Here is a 19,653-nt window from a genome sequence, read left to right as displayed (position 1 = left end):
CCGGGGGTGCGGCTCAGAGCGAGCGGGTCAACGCCGAGATCACCCTCAGCACGGCCGACAGGTCGTCGGATGCCGCGTCGGGGCTCGACGGCGCGAACTGCGTGATTCCCGCCCCCGCGAGCGGAAAGCGTCGGCGCACCGCCTGGATCGCGCCGGCCAGCACTCCGACGCTCACCCCGAACGGCTCGGGAAAACTGATGGCCGCGATCTCCGCCGGGTCGAGCACATCGAGGTCGACGTGCACGTACACCTCCGTCGCCCCTGTCGCCTCGAGGGCCGCCACCAGCGCGCCCTGCTCGGCGAGAGCATCCACATCGACACGGGCGATGCCCGCCTCGGCGATGTAGGCCTCCTCGTCGTCGTCGACCGACCGTACTCCCGCCAGAACGACCTGCGAGGCGGGGAGTGGATGCTCGGGCACGAGCAACTCGGAGCCGTCGCCCAGCAGCGTGCGGAGCACCATGCCCGAGAACGAGCCGGGCACGCCCTCGCTCGGGCCGCCCAGGTCGGCGTGCGCGTCGAGCCACAGCACCGCGAGTGTGCCGCCGTGCTGGGCGGCTCGCTCGAGTGCGGCCGAGATGGGGGCGAGTTCGACACCGCAGTCGCCGCCGATCGTCACCACGATGGCCGGTTCGGCCGCGTCGTCGTCGGTCCGGGCATCCGGAGCCGTCATCGCCGCCACCGCGATCTCGACGGAATCGCGCACGCTGCGGAGCGCACTCAGCCGGGCGACCCCACTGCCGAGGCTCTCGCCGGCGCCGAGCGGCACCTCGACCCGCCGCGTCACCGCCGCAGGGAGATCGCCGGCGATAGCGTCGGCGCCATCGATGAGCTGCATGGCGCGGGAGGAGCCCGACCCCTGCCATTCGGGAACGATCAGAAAGGTTGCGGCCACGAATCCAGTGTGGCACGGCCGAACTGTTTCGTTCCGTTACGGCCCGGCTGTGCATCCGCGGCCCGGTGGTCTTGACTGAGGTCTGCACACCCGAGACGACGAGAGGCGAATGGATGACCGGCAGCGACCCGCACGGCGACACCCGCCCGTACGGCGACACCCGCCCGCACGGCGACACCCGCCCGCACCTGGCCGTCGTCGAGGTCACCCGTTTTCGGCCGCGCGACGCCGCGTACCACGCCTATGTCGACACCCTCAACGCGCGCACGGCGGCGGCGGGCGAGGCGCAGGGCTTCCGCGTCACACGCACCGGAGCGGCCGATGTCGGCACCGCCCAGTTGCTCTCGCTCACCGACTCGGCCGACGCCATCGTCATCATGGGCGGCGAGGACATCGCCCCCCGCTTCTACGGAGGCCCCTCGACCTACCCCGAACAGGGCCAGCACTTCGAGACCGCAGACGAAGGGCAGCTCGCCCTCGTGCGCCGGGCGTTCCGCCGCGGAACGCCGCTGCTCGGCATCTGCCGTGGCCACCAGATCATCAACGTCGCCTTCGGCGGCACCCTGCAGCAGGACATCGGCGACGACACGATCCACAAGAACCTCGGGGCGCCGGTTGCCCGCCTGATGGCGGCCCATCCGGTCGAGTTCGCCGGCGGCAGTGCCCTGGCAGAGGCGCTCGGCGCCCGCACGGTCGACGTGCAGAGCGCGCACCACCAGTCGATCGACAGGGTCGGCGAGGGTCTCGTCGTGGTCGGCATCGCACCCGACGGGTCGCCCGAAGCGGTCGAGCATCGCTCGGCGCCGATCACGGGCGTGCAGTTCCACCCGGAGGACCCGGGAGCGCCGGCCGGTCAACTCGCCGGCTTCGTCGCCGCCCTGGCCGCATCCGTTCGCCGGCGCACCGAGGCGCTGCGCCTCAGCGCCTGACCCCGCACGTCGCCTGCGCGGGCTGCCCGGGATGCCCGGCGGGCGGCGCTAGCGCGTGAGGCTGCCGACCACGCCGGTGGTCTGCAGCACGGGTGCGCCGAGGCGCGGGGCCGGCGCGGAGCGCGGCTCGGAGCCGACGTCGGCACGGTGCGAGATGCGCCCCACCAGAAGCCCCACCGGAAGGGCGAGCACGACCCAGCCGGCCAGTGCACTGACGATGATGAGTGGCGCCATGTCGTTCTCCCCGCTGGTCGGTCGTGTCGGATGGCCTCCGCGCGGGCAGTTCGGCCCGGCGCTGGGTCATGTGGTGCTGGCCTCACCCTAGGTCTCGCGCCCTGACGAACCGCGCGACACGCCGCGAAAGCCGGGCGTTGCAGTAGATTCGTGGCAGTCGCAGAGCTGTGCGACGACGGTTCGGGGGAACAGATGCATGCAGGCAGTACCAGGTCGCGGACGACTGCCGCCGCGGCCGCGCTCCTCACCCTGCTGGTGCTCCTCGCCGGGCTGCTGACCCCCTTCCAACCCGCCGCCCATGCGGCAGCCGCTGCACCGACTGCGGCCACCGCCACCGTGAGCGGCACCATCACGTCGACCCAGAACCCGGGCGTCGGGGCTCCAAACGTGCAGATCTCCCTGCGCGAGGCGGTCGACGGCGTCTTCACCCAGCTGACGAGAACGGATGCTGCGGGGCATTACACGCTGACATTCCAGGGCAGTGGAACCACTCAGCTCGCGATCGGCGCAGCCGAATCGGGTTCGCTTCCCAAAGGTCCCTACGAATTGCTTCTGGTGAGCGTCAGCTACACGGCGGGCGAGGCGACCACCGGCGTCGACTTCCTCGTGCGCTACATGCCCGCGCTACGGGTGGTCGCAACCTACGACGATGCCGCCCGAACGCCTGTCGACCGGGTGGCCCACATCACCGGGCAGCAGTCGTACCGCAGGGAATCCCGGAACACCGGCACCACGGGCGCGGTCTTCGTGAGCCTGCTCGAAGGAGTCTCGTACCGCCTTGAGGATCGAACGGGTGTCGGGGTCGGTTTCAAGGCACAGATCGTCACCATGGGCACCCAGGACATCACGGTCAGGGTGCTGCTCTCCGCGAGCGAGCGCGGCTCCGTCGTCTCCGTGACTGTCGGCACCGATGACGGCACCAGCCAGTCGGCCACCGTGACGCTGACCGGAGTCGGGCAGAGTACCCGCAGCTACACCGCCACCCCTGTCACCGGTTCGACCAGCGCCTACTCTTTTCCGAATGTCGTGCCCGGCACGTACCAGCTGAAGGCAGCCCCCACCGACACGACCTACCCGTCGGTCTGGTACGCCGACTCCTACACGGCGGCGGGCGCCACCACCGTCACCGTGGGCCCGGCGGGCTCGCCCCTCGATCTCGCGCTGACGATCCACAAGGCGCTCACGCTGACGCTGCCCGGCAGCCCCGTCATCACCGGCAGCGCCACCCTCGACGGAACGCTGACGGCCACGACCAGCGGCTGGGGCCCGGCGCCCGTCACGCTCAGCTACAGCTGGCTGCGGAACGGCCAGGCCATCGCCGGTGCAACGGCCGCCACCTACAGGGTCACCGGCGATGATCTCGGGGTACCGCTGTCGGTGGTCGTCACGGCTGCGAAGCCGGGCTATGCGTCTGCGTCGAAGACCTCGGCAGCGGTCACTCCGCCGCCCGGGTTCGTCACCGCGCCGACCCCGACCATTCCGCAGCCCGCGATCACCGGCACGGTTCTCACGGCGAAGGTCGGCACCTGGTCGCCGACCCCCACAGCATTCGTCTATACGTGGTACCGCGACGGAGTCGCCATCCCGGGCGCCACGACCGTGACGCACCGGCTCGTGACGGCGGATTCGGGATCGCGCATCACGCTCTCCGCCACGGCCTCGCGGGCGGGTTTCAGCTCGATCACCCGCACCTCCGCGCCCACCGAGGTCGTCGCGTACCGCTTCGCCTCCTCCGTACTGCCGAAGATCACCGGCCAGGCGGCGGTCGGCCGCACGCTCACGGCATCGACGGGAACCGTGACGCCGGCGCCCACCGCCTACAGCTACCAGTGGCTGCGGAACGGAGCAACGGTCTCGGGTGCGACGACGGCTTCGTACACCGTGCGGGCCATCGACGAGGGCGCGATCTTCAGCGTCACAGTGACAGCGACCCGTTCGGGCTACCAGAGCCTCGCCCAGACCTCGGCGGCGACCGCCGCTGTGCTGAAGGTTTCACCACCACCCCGACGCCCGCCATCATCGGAACGGCGAAGGTGGGTGTGACACTGGTCGCCTCCACCCCATCATGGCGGCCTCTGCCGGTGCAGCTGTCGTTCCGGTGGAGCGTCGGCGGCGTCGCCGTACCCGACACCGGCGGCACGATCTACAAGATCACGCCTGCAGACGTCGGCAAGACGATCACCCTGACCGTCACCGGCACAGCTGACGGGTACCTGACCGAATCCCGCACCTCGATCGCGACGCGCCCGGTCGTGGGTGTCTTCACCGCGGCACCGACCCCGACGGTCTCCGGCACGGCGAAGGTCGGCCAGACCCTGACGGCGGATGCGACGGGATGGACGCCCGAACACGTCTCGATCGCCTACCAGTGGCTGCGGAACGGCACACCGATCACGGGAGCGACCGCCAAGACCTACCGGCTCACGTCGGCCGACGCCGGTAAGCGCATCATCGTGCAGGTGACCGGCACCAAGACCGGCTACGCCACCCAGTCGAAGCAGTCGGCGTCGGTGGTCGTCGCCCCCTAGAGCGGGACGCAGACGCTCGTCGCCCCAAGTGCGAGAGGCAGATGCTGCCGCCCGCGAGCGCCATCAATCTCGTAGCCCAGCGGCCGAGACATAAGAACAGTGGCCCCACGCAGATTCGAACTGCGGCCCCTGCCTCCGGAGGGCAGTGCTCTATCCCCTGAGCTATGGGGCCAGGAGTGCGTTGTACAGACTACCACCGGCCGGGCGGCACCCCGTGCAGCGGGCCGCGCGCGACATGGCAGGATCGGAGCATGAAGCGAACGGTCAGCGCCCACATCGTCTGCGATCTCGACGCCCCCGCGAACCTCGTGTTCTCCATTGCTGCGGCCGCGGGCCTCAGCCTCGAATCGGAGCGGGTCGAGTACAGCTGGAACGGGCATCCGATCACCCCCGTGGACGTGCTCGACGTGCACGGAACCCGCCTGCACGAGTTCGACGCCGACGCCGGGCGCCTGACGCTCGACTACCGGGCCGTCGTCGACGGAGGCAGCGCCCAGGCGCCCGTCACGAAGAACGACCTGATCACGTACCTGCGCCCGAGCCGGTACTGCGAGTCCGATACGTTGCTGCCGACTGCGCGTTCCGAGTTCCAGGGGCTGTCGGGCCGCATGCTGCTCGACAGCGTGAGCTCGTGGGTGGGGGAGAAGCTGAACTACGTGCCGGGGTCGAGCCTGCCGACCGACGGCGCCATCCAGACGCTGCTGAGCCGCCGCGGGGTCTGCCGAGACTACGCGCACCTCGTGATCACCCTGCTGCGCGGGCTCGACATTCCGGCGCGCCTCGTCTCGGTCTACGCGCCCGGGCTCAGCCCGATGGACTTCCACGCGGTCGCCGAGGCCTACGTCGACGGTGAGTGGTTCGTCGTCGATGCGACGGCGCTCGCCCCGCGGCAGAGCCTGGTGCGCATCGCGACGGGGCGGGATGCCGCGGACACCGCCTTCCTCACCAACCACGGCGGCTGGCTGATGCTGCGCGAGCTCGAGGTGACGGCGACGGCGGATGCCCTGCCGATCGACGACACCCGCGAACTCGTGCAGCTGCACTGACCCCCGGAGGGCGGATGCCCCGGCACGGATAGACTTGTCACCCGTGACTCCCGAAGCCCTCTCCAGCGTTCTGTTCGACATCGTGACCGCCCGACTCGCCGAGCGCGGGTCAGACGTGACCATCACCGTCGGCGACGTGCTTCTGGAGCGCCCGCGCAACCGCGACCACGGCGACTGGACGTCGAATATCGCCATGAAGCTCGCCAAGCGCATCGGCTCGAACCCCCGCGCGTTCGCCGAGGAGCTCCGCGCGGGCATCGAGTCGGTCGAGGGCGTCGCCGGTGTCGACATCGCCGGCCCGGGCTTCATCAACATCACCCTCGACACCGCCGCAGCCGGCGAGGTCGCCCGCAGCATCCTGAACCAGGGCGACGCCTACGGCCGCACGACGGTGCTCGCCGGCCTGAGCGTCAACATGGAGTTCGTCTCGGCGAACCCCACGGGCCCGCTGCACATCGGGCACACGCGCTGGGCCGCTCTCGGCGACGCGATCGCCCGGGTGCTCCGCGCATCCGGTGCCGACGTGACAACCGAGTACTACATCAACGACGCCGGCAGCCAGATGGACAACTTCGGAGCCTCGATCCTGGCAGCAGCCAAGGGGGAGCCGACGCCCGAGAACGGCTACCCGGGCCCGTACATCCAGTCGCTCGCCGCGCACGTTCTCGAGAAGGCTCCGGATCTGGTCTCGCTGCCGAACGACGAGGCGATCGCGCTGGCGCGCGACCTCGGGTACCTGCAGCAGCTCGAGGAGATCAAGACCTCGCTGGAGAACTTCAACGTGCACTTCGACGTGTTCTTCTCGGAGCGCACCTTGCACGCGCTCGACCCTGCCACCGGCAAGAGCCTGATCGACGATGCGGCCGTGCGGCTCGCCGAACAGGGCCACGTGTACGAGAAGGATGACGCCGTCTGGGTTCGCACCACCGACTTCGGCGACGACAAAGACCGCGTCCTGACCCGTGGCAACGGCATCACCACCTACTTCGCGGCCGACGCGGCCTACTACCTGAACAAGAAGGATCGCGGGTTCACCGAGAAGATCTACCTGCTCGGGGCAGACCACCACGGCTACGTCGGTCGGCTGAAGGCGCTCGCGGCCGCTGCGGGCGACGACCCCCATGTGAACATCTCCATTCTGATCGGCCAGCTGGTGAACCTGAACGGGGCGAAGCTCTCCAAGCGCGCCGGCAACATCGTCGAGCTCGACGACCTGCTCAACTGGGTGGGGGCGGATGCCCTGCGGTACTCGCTCGCCCGATATCCGGCCGACTCACCGCTCTCCCTCGACGGTGAGAAGCTGAGGGAGCGTACGAACGACAACCCCGTCTTCTACGTGCAGTACGCGCACTCGCGCACCCGGTCGGTCGCGAAGAACGCCGCGGCGGCGGGCGTCGACCGCAGCGCCTTCGAGCCCGGGCTGCTGACCCACGAGACCGAGACCGAGCTGCTCGGCTCGCTGCAGGAGCTGCCGCGCATCGTCGCGCAGTCCGCCGAGCTGCGGGAGCCGCACCGCGTGGCGCGCTACCTCGAAGAGGTCGCCGGTCACTACCACCGCTGGTACGCGAGCTGCCGGGTGCTGCCGCTCGGCGACGAGCCGGTCACCGACCTGCACCGCACGCGGCTGTGGCTGAACGACGCGACGGGCCAGGTGATCCGCAACGGGCTGGGCCTGCTCGGCGTCTCCGCGCCCGATCGCATGTAGGGTCGCCGCATGACGCAACCGCCCCGCCCGCCCCGCCCGGCCCGACGGTTCTCGAGACGCTCGAAGGTCATCGCGATCGTCGCGGTGGTGGTGGTGCTGCTGGCCGTCGTCGTCGTGGTGCTCGACGTGGGGCTGCGCGCCTACGCCGAGGGGCAGGTCAGGCAGAAGATCGACGAGAGCCTGCCGGCGAACGTGGCCGGTGACGTCGCGGTGTCGATCGGTGGAGGGTCGTTCCTGCTGCAGTACGTGGCCGGGTCGTTCGACGAAGTCACGCTCACCTCCGACGATCTGAGCGTCGACGGTGTGCCGGTTGCGGCGACCGTGGTGGCGAACGGGGTGCCGACCGACTCGGCGAAGCCGGTCGCCCACGTCTCCGCCACGCTCGACCTGTCGCAGCAGGCGGTGAACTCGTTCGTCAGCATCCCCGGCTCGGACGAGGTCGTGCTCGGCGACGGCACCGTCGGTTATTCGGGTTCGTTCGACATCTTCGGGCTCAGGCTGGGCTACGACGTGACGGCATCGGCGGCTCCGAGCGGGCCGGATGTTCTGCTGACCCCGAGCGGCGCCAACCTGCGCGCGGGCTCCGCCAACGTCGACGTCAGCGGAGCGCTGAAGGCGGTCGTCGCGAAGCCCGTTCCGATCTGTGTGGCGAAGTACATCCCGCAGGGCGTGCAGCTCACCGCCATCACGCCGACCGCCGGCCACGTGCAGGTCACCGCCGAGGCCGCGAACCTCCTCCTCACCCCCGACGCCCTCCGCACCCCCGGCGCCTGCAACTGACCTCCGGCGACCGACCTCGGCGACCGATCCCGCCAACTGACCCCGCCAACTGACCCGGCCAACCGTCCCCGCCAACCGACCTGGCCAACCGACCCCGCACCTGCTCAGCGGCGTTTCTTCGGCACGGCGTCGACGTACACCCCCATGCTGATGTTCGTCGACCCGTCGGGTGCACCGAGAATCGCCTCCGCGTCGTAGACGGTCTGCGGATCTGCGACGTCCCAGACGTCGCAGTGGACGACCCGGCCCGCGAAGACGTCGAGGTCCTTCTCGCCGCAGTCGACGACCGGCGTCCACGACATGCCCGACTTGGCCATCGCCACGACCCGCACCCGCTCGGCCAGCTGGGCGGCGGAGATGCGGGGCGCGGGAGGCTGAGAGGCGAAGAGCCCGGTGAGGCATCCCAGCGAGAGGAGGGACAGGGCGACCCACCCGACCGTTCTGCGGGCGCTCGGGCGAGCCTTCAGGGCGACGGGCGGGTGGAGGTCGAGCATGCGCGGGTCACTCGGCGGGCTGGGGCTCGGCGTCGACCTTCGTGACGATGTGGAAGTCGGCGCCCTTCACGTTGCTGATGGTGGTCACCGAGTCGTAGAGCACCGTCGGCGTCTCGGTGGCGCTGAAGAAGCAGTGCACCGTTGCGTTCTCGACGATCGCGATCGGCTTGTCGCCGCAGGTGACGATGGGCCGCGGAATCTTCTCCTGGTCGACCATCACGTCGGCGACGTGCCCGGCGAACTCCTCGGCGGGCATCATCAGGGTGCCGCTGCCGCTGCACCCCGCCAGCGCGAACGGCAGCACGAACGCAGCGAACAGGAGGGCCGTCAACGGCCGCACAACACGTGATCTCGACATAAGCTCAGTATAGAGGAATGCTCAGCCTCTGTCGACGCTCGGGCCGCCATCCCATCCGGGCTTCCGATAGGGTTTTGATACCCCCGACGCGCTTGCCCGCTCCTTTCGAAAGACTCCCGATGACTGCCAATCCGCTCGCGCCCGAGTGGCTGAGCCGGCCCGATGACGCCAACGACCTGCCGCGTGCGGTCTGGCCGACCAACTCCGCCCGCTCCGGTACCGGCGAACTCGAACTCGCCGGGGTGCCCGCCTCCGGTCTCGTACGCTCCTTCGGCACCCCGCTCTACGTCGTCGACGAGCGGGATGCCCGGGGCCGGGCCCGCGCGTTCCGCGAGGCGTTCGAGCGCGAGACCGCCCGCATCGGCTCGGGTGTGACCGTCTATTACGCCGCCAAAGCGTTCCTCAGCGCCGCCGTCGCCGAGTGGATGGCCGCAGAGGGCCTCAGCCTCGACGTCTGCAGCGCGGGGGAGTTCGCCGTCGCCCGCGCCGCAGGCGTGGCCCCCGCCCGCATGGGCTACCACGGCAACAACAAGTCGGTCGCCGAGATCGACGAGGCCGTCGAGGCGGGCGTCGGCGCGATCGTGGTCGACAGCCCCATCGAGGTCGAGCGCATCGCGGCGGCGGCGGAGCGCCACGGCCGCGTGCAGGCCGTGCGGCTCCGGGTGAACAGCGGCGTTCACGCGCACACCCACGACTTTCTCGCCACCGCCCACGAAGACCAGAAGTTCGGCATCGGGCTGTCGGAGGCGCCCGGCGTGGTCGCGAGCATCCGCAGCCACCCGTCGCTCCGCTTTCTCGGCCTGCACTGCCACATCGGGTCGCAGATCTTCGGCTCAGACGGGTTCTCTGAGTCCGCCGCCCGCCTGCTGGCCCTCCACGCCGACCTCCTTGCCGGTGGCGACATCCCCGAGCTGAACCTCGGCGGCGGCTTCGGAATCGCCTACACGACGGCCGACGACCCCACCCCGGTCGACGAGCTGGCCCGCCGCATCGCCGACATCGTGTCGAGTGAGTGCGAGCGGCTCGGCATCCCGGTTCCGCGCCTGGCCTTCGAGCCGGGCCGCGTCATCATCGGCCCTTCGGCGGTGACGCTCTACACGGTCGGCACGATCAAGCCCGTGACGGTGAGCATCGCCGAGGCGGTTGTCGATGCGCGCACACCGGATGAGCAGCCGGCGCCGAACGAGCGACCTGCCCCCGGGCATCCGGAGCCCGCGACCGCCGTGCGAACCTACGTCAGCGTCGACGGCGGCATGAGCGACAACGCCCGGCCGGCCCTCTACGGAGCCGACTACACCGTTCGCCTGGCGAACCGCGTGTCGGCTGCCGAGCCGGCCCTGGTGCGCGTCGCGGGCAAGCACTGCGAGAGCGGCGACATCGTCGTCTACGCCGACTATCTGCCGGGCGATGTGCAGCCGGGCGACACCCTCGCGGTCGCCGCGACCGGTGCCTACTGCTGGTCGCTGTCGAGCAACTACAACTACCTGGGCCGCCCGGCCGTCGTCGCCGTGTCGAACGGCGAGGCCCGGCTGATCATGCGCGGCGAGAGCATCGACGACCTGCTCGCGCGCGACCCGGGCATCGCCTCGGCGACCCGCAGGGCCACGACCGCAGAGCCCACCGTGGCAGCGCCCACTCCAGCACCAGCAGCACAGAGAGCCTCATGATCGAATACCGCAACCTCAAGATCGCCCTCCTCGGCGCCGGCAGCGTCGGTTCCCGGGTCGCCGAACTGCTGCTGGAGCACGGCGACGAACTCGCCTCCCGCGTGGGAGCCGGCCTCGAGCTGGTCGGCATCGCGGTTCGCGACGTCGACGCCGAGCGTGCCGTGAACCTTCCGCGCGACCTGTTCACCACCGACGCCGAGTCGCTCATCCTCTCCGCCGACATCGTGATCGAGCTGATGGGCGGCATCGAGCCGGCCCGCAGCTACATCCTGAAGTCGCTGAACTCCGGCGCCGACGTGGTCACCGGCAACAAGGCGCTGCTGGCCCTGCACGGCACCGAGCTGTTCGAGGCCGCCGAGCAGGTCGGCGCCCAGCTGTTCTACGAGGCGGCGGCGGGCGGCGCCATCCCGATCATCCGGCCTCTCCGCGACAGCCTCGCCGGCGACCGGGTCAAGCGCATCCTCGGCATCGTCAACGGAACGACCAACTTCATCCTCGACCGGATGGATGTCGACGGCGACACCCTCGAAGGCGCCCTCGCGACCGCGACAGCGCTGGGCTACGCCGAGGCCGACCCGACGGCGGACATCGAGGGCTACGACGCCGCGCAGAAGGCAGCCATCCTCGCCCGCCTCGCGTTCCACTCGGCCGTTCCCGTCGAGGCCGTGTACCGGGAGGGCATCACCGGCGTCACCGCCGAGCAGGTCGAGCGCGCCCGCCGGGCCGGTTACGTCGTGAAACTGCTCGCCATCTGCGAACGCGTGGTCGACCCGGTCACCGGCAGCGAGGGCATCGCGGCCCGCGTGCATCCCGCGCTGGTGTCGAGGCTGCACCCGCTCGCCGCCGTGCACGGCGCCAAGAACGCGGTCTTCGTCGAAGCGGAGGCCGCCGGCGACCTGATGTTCTACGGCGCCGGTGCCGGCGGGCTCGAAACCGCCTCGGCTGTGCTCGGCGACCTGGTCTCTGCGGCCCGTCGCCACGTCGCCGGCGGCCCGGGTGTCGCCGAATCGCTCACCGCCTCCCTGCCCGTCGTCGAGATCGGCAAGGTGCAGACGCGCTACCAGATCACGATCGAGGTGGTGGATGCCACGGGTGTGCTCGCGAAGATCGCCGGCGTCTTCAGCGACCACGATGTGTCGGTCGAGACGCTCGAACAGTCACCCGCCGCCGCGGCGGCACCGGGTGCGGAACACATCACCGCTACCCTAGTGATTGTCACGCACAGGGCGAGCGAGGAGGCCCTTGCGGCCACCGTGGCCTCCCTTGCCGGGAATGCCGCCGTTGCCACCGTGACATCCGTCATGAGAGTTGAAGGAGCCTAGTGTCCCCGAACAGTCCCCGCATCCCGTCCCGGCAGTGGAGAGGCGTGCTGCACGAGTACGCAGACCGCCTGAACATCACCGAGGCGACGCCGGTCATCACGCTCGGTGAGGGTGGCACTCCGCTCATTCCCGCGCCCGCGCTCTCCGCGCGCACCGGCGCGAAGGTCTGGGTCAAGTTCGAGGGCATGAACCCGACGGGCTCGTTCAAAGACCGCGGCATGACGATGGCGATCTCGAAGGCCGTCGAGCACGGCGCGAAGGCCGTCATCTGCGCCTCCACCGGCAACACCTCGGCCTCGGCCGCCGCGTACGCGACGCACGCCGGCATCACCGCCGCCGTGCTGGTGCCCGAGGGCAAGATCGCGATGGGCAAGCTCAGCCAGGCCATCGCCCACGACGCCGAGCTTCTGCAGGTGCAGGGCAACTTCGACGACTGCCTCGACATCGCGCGCGAGCTCGCCGAGAACTACCCCGTGCACCTCGTGAACTCAGTGAACCCCGACCGCATCGAGGGCCAGAAGACGGCCGCGTTCGAGGTCGTCGAGGTGCTGCAGGATGCGCCCGACTTCCACATCGTGCCGGTCGGCAATGCGGGCAACTACACCGCCTACTTCCGCGGCTACCGCGAAGAGCTCGAGCGCGGCGCCACCACGAAACTGCCCCGCATGTTCGGCTTCCAGGCCGCGGGTTCTGCCCCCATCGTGCTCGGCCACGTCGTGAAGCAGCCCGAGACCATCGCCAGCGCCATCCGCATCGGCAACCCTGCGTCGTGGGCGCTGGCCACCGAGGCCCGCGAGACGAGCGACGGCTACTTCGGTGCCATCTCCGACGCGCACATCCTCGAGGCGCACCGCATCCTCTCGGCCGAGGTCGGCATCTTCGTCGAACCGGCCTCCGCGATCAGCGTCGCAGGCCTCCTCGAGCGTGCAGAGGCGGGAGCCATCCCGGCCGGCGCGACCGTCGTTCTCACCGTCACCGGCCACGGCCTGAAAGACCCGCAGTGGGCCCTTCGTGCGGCCGACGGCAGCGACATCACACCGACGATCGTTCCGGTCGACGTTCCCGAGATCGCCGGAGTGCTCGGCCTCAGCAAGGCGACCGCATGAGCCGTGGGTTGCCCGTCGGCACGAGCGTCTCCGTGCGCGTGCCGGCGACGTCGGCGAACCTCGGCCCGGGCTTCGACACGCTGGGCCTCTCCCTCTCGCTCTACGACGAGCTGACCGTCACCGTGCGTGACGAGCCCCGTGCGTCGGTGGATGTTCGTGGTGTCGGTGCCGGCGAGGTGCCGACCGACGACTCCAATCTGGTCGTGCGCTCCATCGCACACACGTTCGCGGCCTACGACCAGCCGCTGCCCGGCCTCGACCTCATCGCGCGCAACTCGATTCCGCACGGGCGGGGGCTCGGATCATCCGGCGCCGCCATCGTGAGCGGCATCATGGCGGCGAAGGGGCTGCTGGAGGGCATCGTCGAGATCGACGCGCTCGGCCTGCTCGCCCGCGCGACAGAGCTCGAAGGGCATCCCGACAATGTCGCCCCGGCCCTCTTCGGCGGTCTCACCATCGCCTGGGTCACCCCCGAGGGGCCACAGTTCAAGAAGCTGATCGTGCACCGCGGGGTGTCGCCGCTCGTGCTCGTGCCGCAGGCGACCATGTCGACCGCTCTCGCCCGCAGCCTGCAGCCGGCGACGGTTCCGCACGAAGACGCGATCTTCAACGTGTCGCGCTCGACCCTGCTGATCGCCGCGCTCATCCAGAGCCCCGAGCTGCTGTTCGCCGCCACGGAAGACAAGCTCCACCAGAGCTACCGCGCGGCCGCGATGCCCGAGACGGACCGGCTGATCCGTCTGCTCCGCGCCGAGGGGTTCCCGGCCGTCGTGTCGGGTGCCGGGCCGAGCATCCTGGTGCTCTGCAGCGACCCGGGCCAGCGCCTCGAAGCGGTCGACCTGGTGGCGAAGGCGTCGACGACACCCTGGGATTCACGGGTACTGGCCGTGGACTTCAAAGGTGCTACAGTGATAGCGCACCCGGTCGAAGTCGCCTAGCTTTCCGCTCGTCGTCGACGAGAAGCTCCGTACCCGGTCGCACATCCTCCACATTACCGCTGGCACTTGTAGAGCCGTCTGTTTCACGGCATCCAAGTGCTTTCAGCTCTTCTGCCACCGTTCTGAGTGGGCAGAGGAAGGAAATCACCTCAGTGACTGACACCAACCTCCAGGTCCCCGGCGCGGAATCCCGCTCAGACCTGGCCTCACTCCGCGTCTCCGAACTGCAGACGCTGGCCGTCGCGCTCGGCATCCCCGGCGCCTCGAAGCTCCGCAAGGGCGACCTCGTCGAGGCGATCGCGAAGGCGCAGCCGCTCGCCGGCGACGCCGCCGCCGCCGCTCCGGCCACGTCGGTCCCCGCGTCGGCGGCGGAGACGCTCCCGACGCTCGGCAAGGCCGAGACGGCAGACGCCGCCGGCGCTGCCGACGCCGCGCCCGCTGCTGCCAGTGCGCCTGCTACTGACGCCGCGCCTGCTGTTGCCGCCGCTTCGGATGCTGCCGCCCCCGTCGCAGCCGCTGCTCCCGACGCAACCGCCGCTGCGCCCGCAGCAGCAGCCGCGCCCGTCGACGGCCCGCAGACGAGCCCGCGCCGCCGCGCCTCGCGCCGTGTCACCTCCGCAGACCCCACCTCGGCTCCCGCTGTCGTCACCCCGCCGGCTTCCGCCGCCCCGGCTGCCATCGGCAGCGCCGACAGTGTCGCGGCCGACGCGCCCGCCGCCGACACCCGGCCCGACGTGCCCCAGACCGCGCCCGGCCGTCGCCCCGCGGCCCAGCACGTGAACGCCGGTGCAGACGAGCACGCTCCGCTCGTCCCGTCCGAGAGCGGCGACACCGCCGAGGCCTCCGCCCCGCGCGGCCGCGGCAACCGCCGCAGCTCCGGCGGTCGTGCATCCTCCCAGCCCGAGGCCGTCGTCGAGAGCGGCTCCGCCGTCGACGCGTCGCCTGACGCCGCAGCCATCGATACCGCAGCCATCGATCCGGCTGCCATCATCGACACGGCCATCGACAACTTCGTCGCCGAGAACGGCGTGGGTGGGCAGAACGCCGAGGGCTCCCGCTCCGAGCGCCAGGTTCGCACCCCCCGTCTCACCCGCGCCCAGCGCGCCGCACAGGCCGCGCGCGACGCGGCCGCGAACGGTGGAGAGGCTCCGGCCGTCGACCGCTCGCGCACCGACTCGATCCTGCCGAACCTCCCCATCGTCGGCGGTTCAGACGATGCCGGCCAGGGCGAGAACGACCGTGACCAGGGCAGCCGTGACCAGAACGACCGCGACCAGGACGACCGTGACCAGAACGGTCGCGACCAGAACGAGCCCCGGCAGGGCCGCGGCCGTAACCGCCGTGACCGCAACCGCGACAGCCAGCGTGACGGCGGCCAACGTGACGGTGCCCAGCGCGACGGCCAGAATGGCGACGCCGGTGCCGGCCAGAACGGCGCCAACGGCGCAGGCCAGAACGGTGGCTCGCAGAACGAGCGGAGCAACGCCGACCGCACCAACAGCGACCGCCTGAACAACCAGCGGAACGCGAACGGCCCGCAGCGGAGCCCCCGGAGCGAGCGCGGCAACGACAACCGTTCCGAGCGCACCGACCAGGACACCTACGACGAGCAGCAGCTCGACGAGTTGAACGGCAACGTCGGCGGCGACCGCCAGAACCCGAACGACCGCAATGACCGCAGCGCCCGCAACCGCTACCGCGACCGCAAGCGTCGTGGGCAGAACGGCGGCGACGACCTTGAGCCCGAGATCAGCGAAGACGACGTGCTCATCCCCGTCGCCGGCATCCTCGACATCCTCGACAACTACGCCTTTGTGCGCACGAGCGGCTACCTGCCCGGCAACAGCGACGTCTACGTCTCTCTCGGCCAGGTCAAAAAGTACAACCTGCGAAAGGGTGACGCCGTCGTCGGCAGCATCCGCCAGCCGCGGGAGGGCGACAACAACGGTCGCCAGAAGTACAACGCCATCGTCAAGGTCGAGTCGATCAACGGCCTGCCCGTCGACGAGGCCGCGAACCGCGTCGAGTTCTCGAAGCTGACCCCGCTCTACCCGCAGGAGCGCCTGCGCCTCGAGACCGAGCCCGGCAAGCTGACCCAGCGCATCATCGACCTGGTCGCGCCGATCGGCAAGGGCCAGCGCGGCCTGATCGTGGCGCCGCCGAAGGCCGGCAAGACGATCGTCATGCAGCAGATCGCGAACGCCATCTCGACCAACAACCCCGAGGTGCACCTCATGGTCGTGCTGGTCGACGAGCGGCCCGAAGAGGTCACCGACATGCAGCGCACCGTCAAGGGTGAGGTCATCGCCTCCACCTTCGACCGTCCCGCCGAAGACCACACGACGGTGGCCGAACTGGCCATCGAGCGCGCCAAGCGCCTCGTCGAGCTGGGCCACGACGTGGTGGTGCTGCTCGACTCCATCACCCGCCTCGGCCGCGCGTACAACCTGGCCGCGCCGCCGAGCGGGCGCATCCTCTCCGGCGGCGTGGATGCTGCGGCACTGTACCCGCCGAAGCGTTTCTTCGGAGCCGCGCGCAACATCGAGAACGGCGGATCCCTAACGATCCTGGCCAGCGCCCTCGTCGAGACCGGTTCGAAGATGGACGAGGTGATCTTCGAGGAGTTCAAGGGCACGGGCAACATGGAGCTGCGCCTGTCGCGCCAGCTGGCAGACAAGCGCATCTTCCCCGCGGTCGATGTGAACGCATCCGGAACCCGTCGCGAAGAACTGCTGATGGGCGTCGACGAGACGAAGATCACCTGGAAGCTGCGTCGTGCCCTCGCCGGCCTCGACCAGCAGCAGGCCCTCGAGATCGTGCTGGGCCGGCTGAAGGACACGACGTCGAACGTCGAGTTCCTGATGCAGGTGCAGAAGTCGATGCCCGCCACGTCGCCCGCCAACGGACACACCGGCAGCCACACCGGCTCGCACGGGGAGTAGGCGCTCATGTTCGAATCGGTGGAGACCCTGCTGATCGAGCATGACGAGTTGCAGGAACAGCTCGCTGATCCGGCACTTCACTCGGATCCTGCTCGATCCAAGAAGGTCAATCGGCGCTACGCCGAACTCAGCCGCATCATCGCCGCCTGGCGCGAGTGGCAGCAGTTGACCGACGACGTCGCGGCCGCGACCGAGATGGCGGCCGAAGACGAGTCGTTCGCTGCGGAGCTTCCCGGCATGACCGAGGAGCTCGAAGCGGCGACCGAGAAGCTCCGCCGCCTGCTCATCCCGCGTGACCCCAACGATGGCCGTGACGTCATCATGGAGATCAAGATGGGCGAGGGCGGTGCGGAGAGCGCGCTGTTCGCCGCCGATCTGCTGCGCATGTACCTGCACTACGCAGAGAGCAAGAAGTGGAAGACCGAGATCATCGAGCAGACCTCGAGTGACCTCGGCGGCATCAAAGACGTACAGCTCGGTATCAAGGGCAGCTCGACCGACCCTGCTCAGGGCGTTTGGGCGCACCTGAAGTACGAGGGCGGGGTCCACCGCGTGCAGCGGGTTCCGGCTACGGAGTCGCAGGGGCGCATCCACACATCGGCCGCCGGCGTGCTCGTCTACCCCGAGGTCGACGAGCCCGAAGAGGTCGAGATCAGCCCGAACGACCTGAAGATCGACGTCTACCGTTCGAGCGGGCCCGGCGGCCAGTCCGTCAACACGACCGACTCCGCCGTGCGCATCACCCACCTCCCGACCGGGATCGTCGTCGCGATGCAGAACGAGAAGAGCCAGCTGCAGAACCGCGAGGCCGGTATGCGGGTTCTACGTGCTCGCGTTCTCGCGAAGCAGCAGGAGGAGATCGACGAAGCGGCCAGCGCCGTGCGCAAGAGCCAGATCCGTACGATGGACCGCTCGGAGCGCATCCGCACGTACAACTTTCCCGAGAACCGCATCGCCGACCACCGCACCGGGTACAAGGCCTACAACCTCGACGCCGTGATGAACGGTGCGCTCGAGCCGGTCGTCGAGTCGTGCATCACGGCCGACGAAGAGGCTCGCCTCGCCGAGTTGGGCACCTCGGCCGACTGATCGGCCCGCCCATGAGTGTGATCCAGATCGACAGGCCCATCACGGTGCGCGTGCTCTTCGAGCATGCCGTCGAAGTGCTGTCGCGGGCGGGTGTTCCCGACCCCGAGGTGGATGCCCAGCTGCTGCTCGGGCATGTTCTCGGCGCCTCGCGGGGCCAGGTGCAGGCCCGCACCCTCACAGATTCGCCGGTCAGCGTCGACGATGCCGTCGCGATCTCGGAGGTCGTCGAGCGCCGTGCGACCCGGGAACCGCTGCAGCACATCACCGGCAGCACCGGTTTCAGACTGCTCGAGCTGGCCGTCGGCCCAGGGGTCTTCGTGCCCCGCCCCGAGACCGAGTTCGTGGCCGGCCTCGGCATCGACAGCCTCCGTGCGGTCGCCGACGAGTCGCCGATCGGTGTCGATCTCGGCACCGGCAGCGGCGCCATCGCGCTCTCGCTCGCCACCGAGGTGCCGCACAGCCGCGTCTGGGCGGTCGAGAACTCCACGGCGGCCTTCATCTGGGCGAAGCAGAACTTCCGCTCGGTGGGCGCTCCGAACGCCACGCTCGTGTTCATCGACCTCGCGGATGCCCTGCCCGAACTCGACGGCCTCGTCTCTGTCGTCGTGTCGAACCCGCCCTACATTCCCGCGGATGCGATCCCTCGCGACCCCGAGGTTCGGCTGTTCGATCCGGAGCACGCCCTCTACGGGGGAGCGGACGGGCTCGACGTGGTGCGGAGCGTGTCGCAGACCGCCCTCCGCCTGCTGCGACCGGGCGGCACGCTCGTCATCGAGCACGGCGAGCTGCAGGGGCTGAGCATCCGGAGCCTGCTACAGGCCGACGGCTGGAACGCCACTTCGACGCACCGCGACCTCACCGGGCGCGACCGGGCGACGACCGCCGTTCGCTGACCGCCGCGCGCTGGCCTGCCTTTCGCAGGCCGGGCAGCGCGCTGGCCGCCCCGGCTCAGCGCGCCGCGAACGCGTCGATCGCGCGGCGCATCGCCACTCCGTCGGGCACGCCGTCGACCGACGGCACGAGGAACGCCGAGAGCCCGAGCCGCCGCGCTCCGGCCACGTTCGCCGCATTGTCGTCGAGGAACAGGGCGTCTGAGGGCTTCGCTCCGAAACGATCGAGCGCCTGCTCGAAGATGGCCGCGGCAGGCTTCATCACCCCGAGCTCGCCCGAGACGAGCAGCCGGTGCTCGCCCAGAACCTCCACGACATCCGGCGCCAGCACCGGCAGCGAGGTGCGGAACAGGATGTTGTTGTTCGACAGCAGCGCTGCGGTGCCGATCTCGTCGGCGTGCCGCAGGGCATCCATCGCCGACTCACTGCGCGTGATCGACGCCGCTCGAGAACGCTGATAGGCCTCGACCGTCAACTCGACGCCGACCGCCTCGCGCCACGCCGACAGGTAGGCCTCGACGGTGGCATAGCCGCCGGCGTCGGCTCGCTTCTCATGCCCCGCAGCCCACCACCGGCTGGCGATCGTGTACTGGGTGGAACCGGTGAGCTCGGCCAGTGCGGGGAGGCGTCTGCGAAAGTCGTAGGCGTAGAGCGTCTGGTCGAAATCGAAGAGGTAAAGATCCACACCCCATCCTCGCAGCCGGTTCTCCCGGGCGCCGCCCGGTAACAT

The 19,653-nt window shown here is 70.0% G+C and carries 18 protein-coding genes and 1 tRNA gene; 13 read left to right on the top strand and 6 right to left on the bottom strand.

Annotated features, from left to right (window positions below):
* Positions 1-13 precede the first annotated feature (13 nt).
* Positions 14-895 carry an arginase family protein gene (locus tag C5B96_RS08225; protein WP_233189085.1) on the bottom strand — a complete coding sequence of 294 codons (882 nt, stop codon included), beginning with the start codon at positions 893-895 and terminating at the stop codon, positions 14-16.
* Between the two features lie 113 nt (positions 896-1,008).
* Between C5B96_RS08225 and C5B96_RS08220 the strand changes: the two genes are divergently transcribed.
* The gene (locus C5B96_RS08220) at positions 1,009-1,824 is read left to right on the top strand and encodes a gamma-glutamyl-gamma-aminobutyrate hydrolase family protein (RefSeq protein ID WP_104244760.1); all 816 of its coding nucleotides are present in this window, start codon (positions 1,009-1,011) and stop codon (positions 1,822-1,824) included.
* A gap of 48 nt (positions 1,825-1,872) precedes the next feature.
* Here the strand turns inward: C5B96_RS08220 and C5B96_RS08215 are convergent, their stop codons facing one another.
* On the bottom strand, positions 1,873-2,058 hold the full coding sequence (locus C5B96_RS08215; RefSeq protein WP_104244758.1) for a hypothetical protein: 186 nt from the start codon (positions 2,056-2,058) through the stop codon (positions 1,873-1,875).
* Positions 2,059-2,208: 150 nt separating this feature from the next.
* Between C5B96_RS08215 and C5B96_RS08210 the strand changes: the two genes are divergently transcribed.
* Both C5B96_RS08210 and C5B96_RS08205 read left to right on the top strand, forming a co-directional pair.
* Entirely contained in the window at positions 2,209-4,101 is a 1,893-nt protein-coding gene (locus tag C5B96_RS08210; RefSeq protein WP_104244756.1) for a hypothetical protein, read from the top strand.
* 38 nt (positions 4,102-4,139) lie between these two features.
* Positions 4,140-4,586 (top strand): hypothetical protein, encoded by a 447-nt coding sequence (locus tag C5B96_RS08205; protein WP_146078122.1) that lies wholly within the window; start codon positions 4,140-4,142, stop codon positions 4,584-4,586.
* 100 nt (positions 4,587-4,686) lie between these two features.
* On the opposite strand, the gene C5B96_RS08200 is transcribed toward C5B96_RS08205, so the two are convergent.
* A tRNA-Arg gene (locus C5B96_RS08200) sits at positions 4,687-4,758 on the bottom strand.
* Between the two features lie 79 nt (positions 4,759-4,837).
* Between C5B96_RS08200 and C5B96_RS08195 the strand changes: the two genes are divergently transcribed.
* Genes C5B96_RS08195 through C5B96_RS08185 form a run of 3 tightly spaced genes read left to right on the top strand, consistent with a single transcriptional unit; the run spans position 4,838 to position 8,117 of the window.
* Positions 4,838-5,632, top strand: a complete 795-nt coding sequence (locus C5B96_RS08195; RefSeq protein WP_104244752.1) for a transglutaminase family protein — start codon at positions 4,838-4,840, stop codon at positions 5,630-5,632.
* A gap of 43 nt (positions 5,633-5,675) precedes the next feature.
* Complete coding sequence (argS, locus tag C5B96_RS08190) at positions 5,676-7,337, top strand: arginine--tRNA ligase (protein WP_104244750.1); 1,662 nt, start codon at positions 5,676-5,678, stop codon at positions 7,335-7,337.
* Positions 7,338-7,346: 9 nt separating this feature from the next.
* The gene (locus C5B96_RS08185; RefSeq protein WP_104244748.1) at positions 7,347-8,117 is read left to right on the top strand and encodes a DUF2993 domain-containing protein; all 771 of its coding nucleotides are present in this window, start codon (positions 7,347-7,349) and stop codon (positions 8,115-8,117) included.
* 104 nt (positions 8,118-8,221) lie between these two features.
* Here C5B96_RS08185 and C5B96_RS08180 read toward each other — a convergent pair whose 3' ends face one another.
* Positions 8,222-8,611 carry a hypothetical protein gene (locus tag C5B96_RS08180; protein ID WP_104244746.1) on the bottom strand — a complete coding sequence of 130 codons (390 nt, stop codon included), beginning with the start codon at positions 8,609-8,611 and terminating at the stop codon, positions 8,222-8,224.
* Between the two features lie 7 nt (positions 8,612-8,618).
* A complete protein-coding gene (locus C5B96_RS08175; protein WP_146078121.1) occupies positions 8,619-8,969 on the bottom strand; it encodes a hypothetical protein in 351 nt (116 codons plus the stop codon).
* Positions 8,970-9,088: 119 nt separating this feature from the next.
* Between C5B96_RS08175 and C5B96_RS08170 the strand changes: the two genes are divergently transcribed.
* From C5B96_RS08170 to prmC, 7 genes are all read left to right on the top strand, one after another.
* Positions 9,089-10,636: an alanine racemase gene (locus C5B96_RS08170; protein ID WP_104244742.1), complete on the top strand. Its 1,548-nt coding sequence runs from the start codon at positions 9,089-9,091 to the stop codon at positions 10,634-10,636.
* The gene (locus C5B96_RS08165; protein ID WP_104244740.1) at positions 10,633-11,958 is read left to right on the top strand and encodes a homoserine dehydrogenase; all 1,326 of its coding nucleotides are present in this window, start codon (positions 10,633-10,635) and stop codon (positions 11,956-11,958) included. The genes C5B96_RS08170 and C5B96_RS08165 overlap by 4 nt, the downstream gene beginning before the upstream one ends.
* Positions 11,958-13,064 carry a threonine synthase gene (gene thrC, locus C5B96_RS08160; RefSeq protein WP_199176598.1) on the top strand — a complete coding sequence of 369 codons (1,107 nt, stop codon included), beginning with the start codon at positions 11,958-11,960 and terminating at the stop codon, positions 13,062-13,064. The genes C5B96_RS08165 and thrC overlap by 1 nt, the downstream gene beginning before the upstream one ends.
* Positions 13,061-14,002 carry a homoserine kinase gene (gene thrB / locus C5B96_RS08155; protein ID WP_104244738.1) on the top strand — a complete coding sequence of 314 codons (942 nt, stop codon included), beginning with the start codon at positions 13,061-13,063 and terminating at the stop codon, positions 14,000-14,002. Before thrC ends, thrB begins: the two co-directional genes overlap by 4 nt.
* A 152-nt stretch (positions 14,003-14,154) precedes the next feature.
* On the top strand, positions 14,155-16,944 hold the full coding sequence (gene rho, locus C5B96_RS08150) for a transcription termination factor Rho (RefSeq protein ID WP_104244736.1): 2,790 nt from the start codon (positions 14,155-14,157) through the stop codon (positions 16,942-16,944).
* A gap of 6 nt (positions 16,945-16,950) precedes the next feature.
* Positions 16,951-18,033, top strand: coding sequence for a peptide chain release factor 1 (gene prfA / locus C5B96_RS08145; protein WP_104244734.1), 1,083 nt, complete (start codon positions 16,951-16,953; stop codon positions 18,031-18,033).
* An 11-nt stretch (positions 18,034-18,044) separates the two neighbouring features.
* Positions 18,045-18,926 carry a peptide chain release factor N(5)-glutamine methyltransferase gene (gene prmC, locus C5B96_RS08140; protein WP_104244732.1) on the top strand — a complete coding sequence of 294 codons (882 nt, stop codon included), beginning with the start codon at positions 18,045-18,047 and terminating at the stop codon, positions 18,924-18,926.
* Between the two features lie 55 nt (positions 18,927-18,981).
* Here prmC and C5B96_RS08135 read toward each other — a convergent pair whose 3' ends face one another.
* Positions 18,982-19,608, bottom strand: a complete 627-nt coding sequence (locus C5B96_RS08135; protein ID WP_158507142.1) for an HAD-IA family hydrolase — start codon at positions 19,606-19,608, stop codon at positions 18,982-18,984.
* Positions 19,609-19,653: the final 45 nt, after the last annotated feature.

The organism is Subtercola sp. Z020, assembly GCF_002931235.1.
In the GTDB taxonomy this organism is placed as follows: Bacteria; Actinomycetota; Actinomycetes; order Actinomycetales; family Microbacteriaceae; genus Subtercola.
This window is presented reverse-complemented; position numbering and strand designations above follow the sequence as displayed.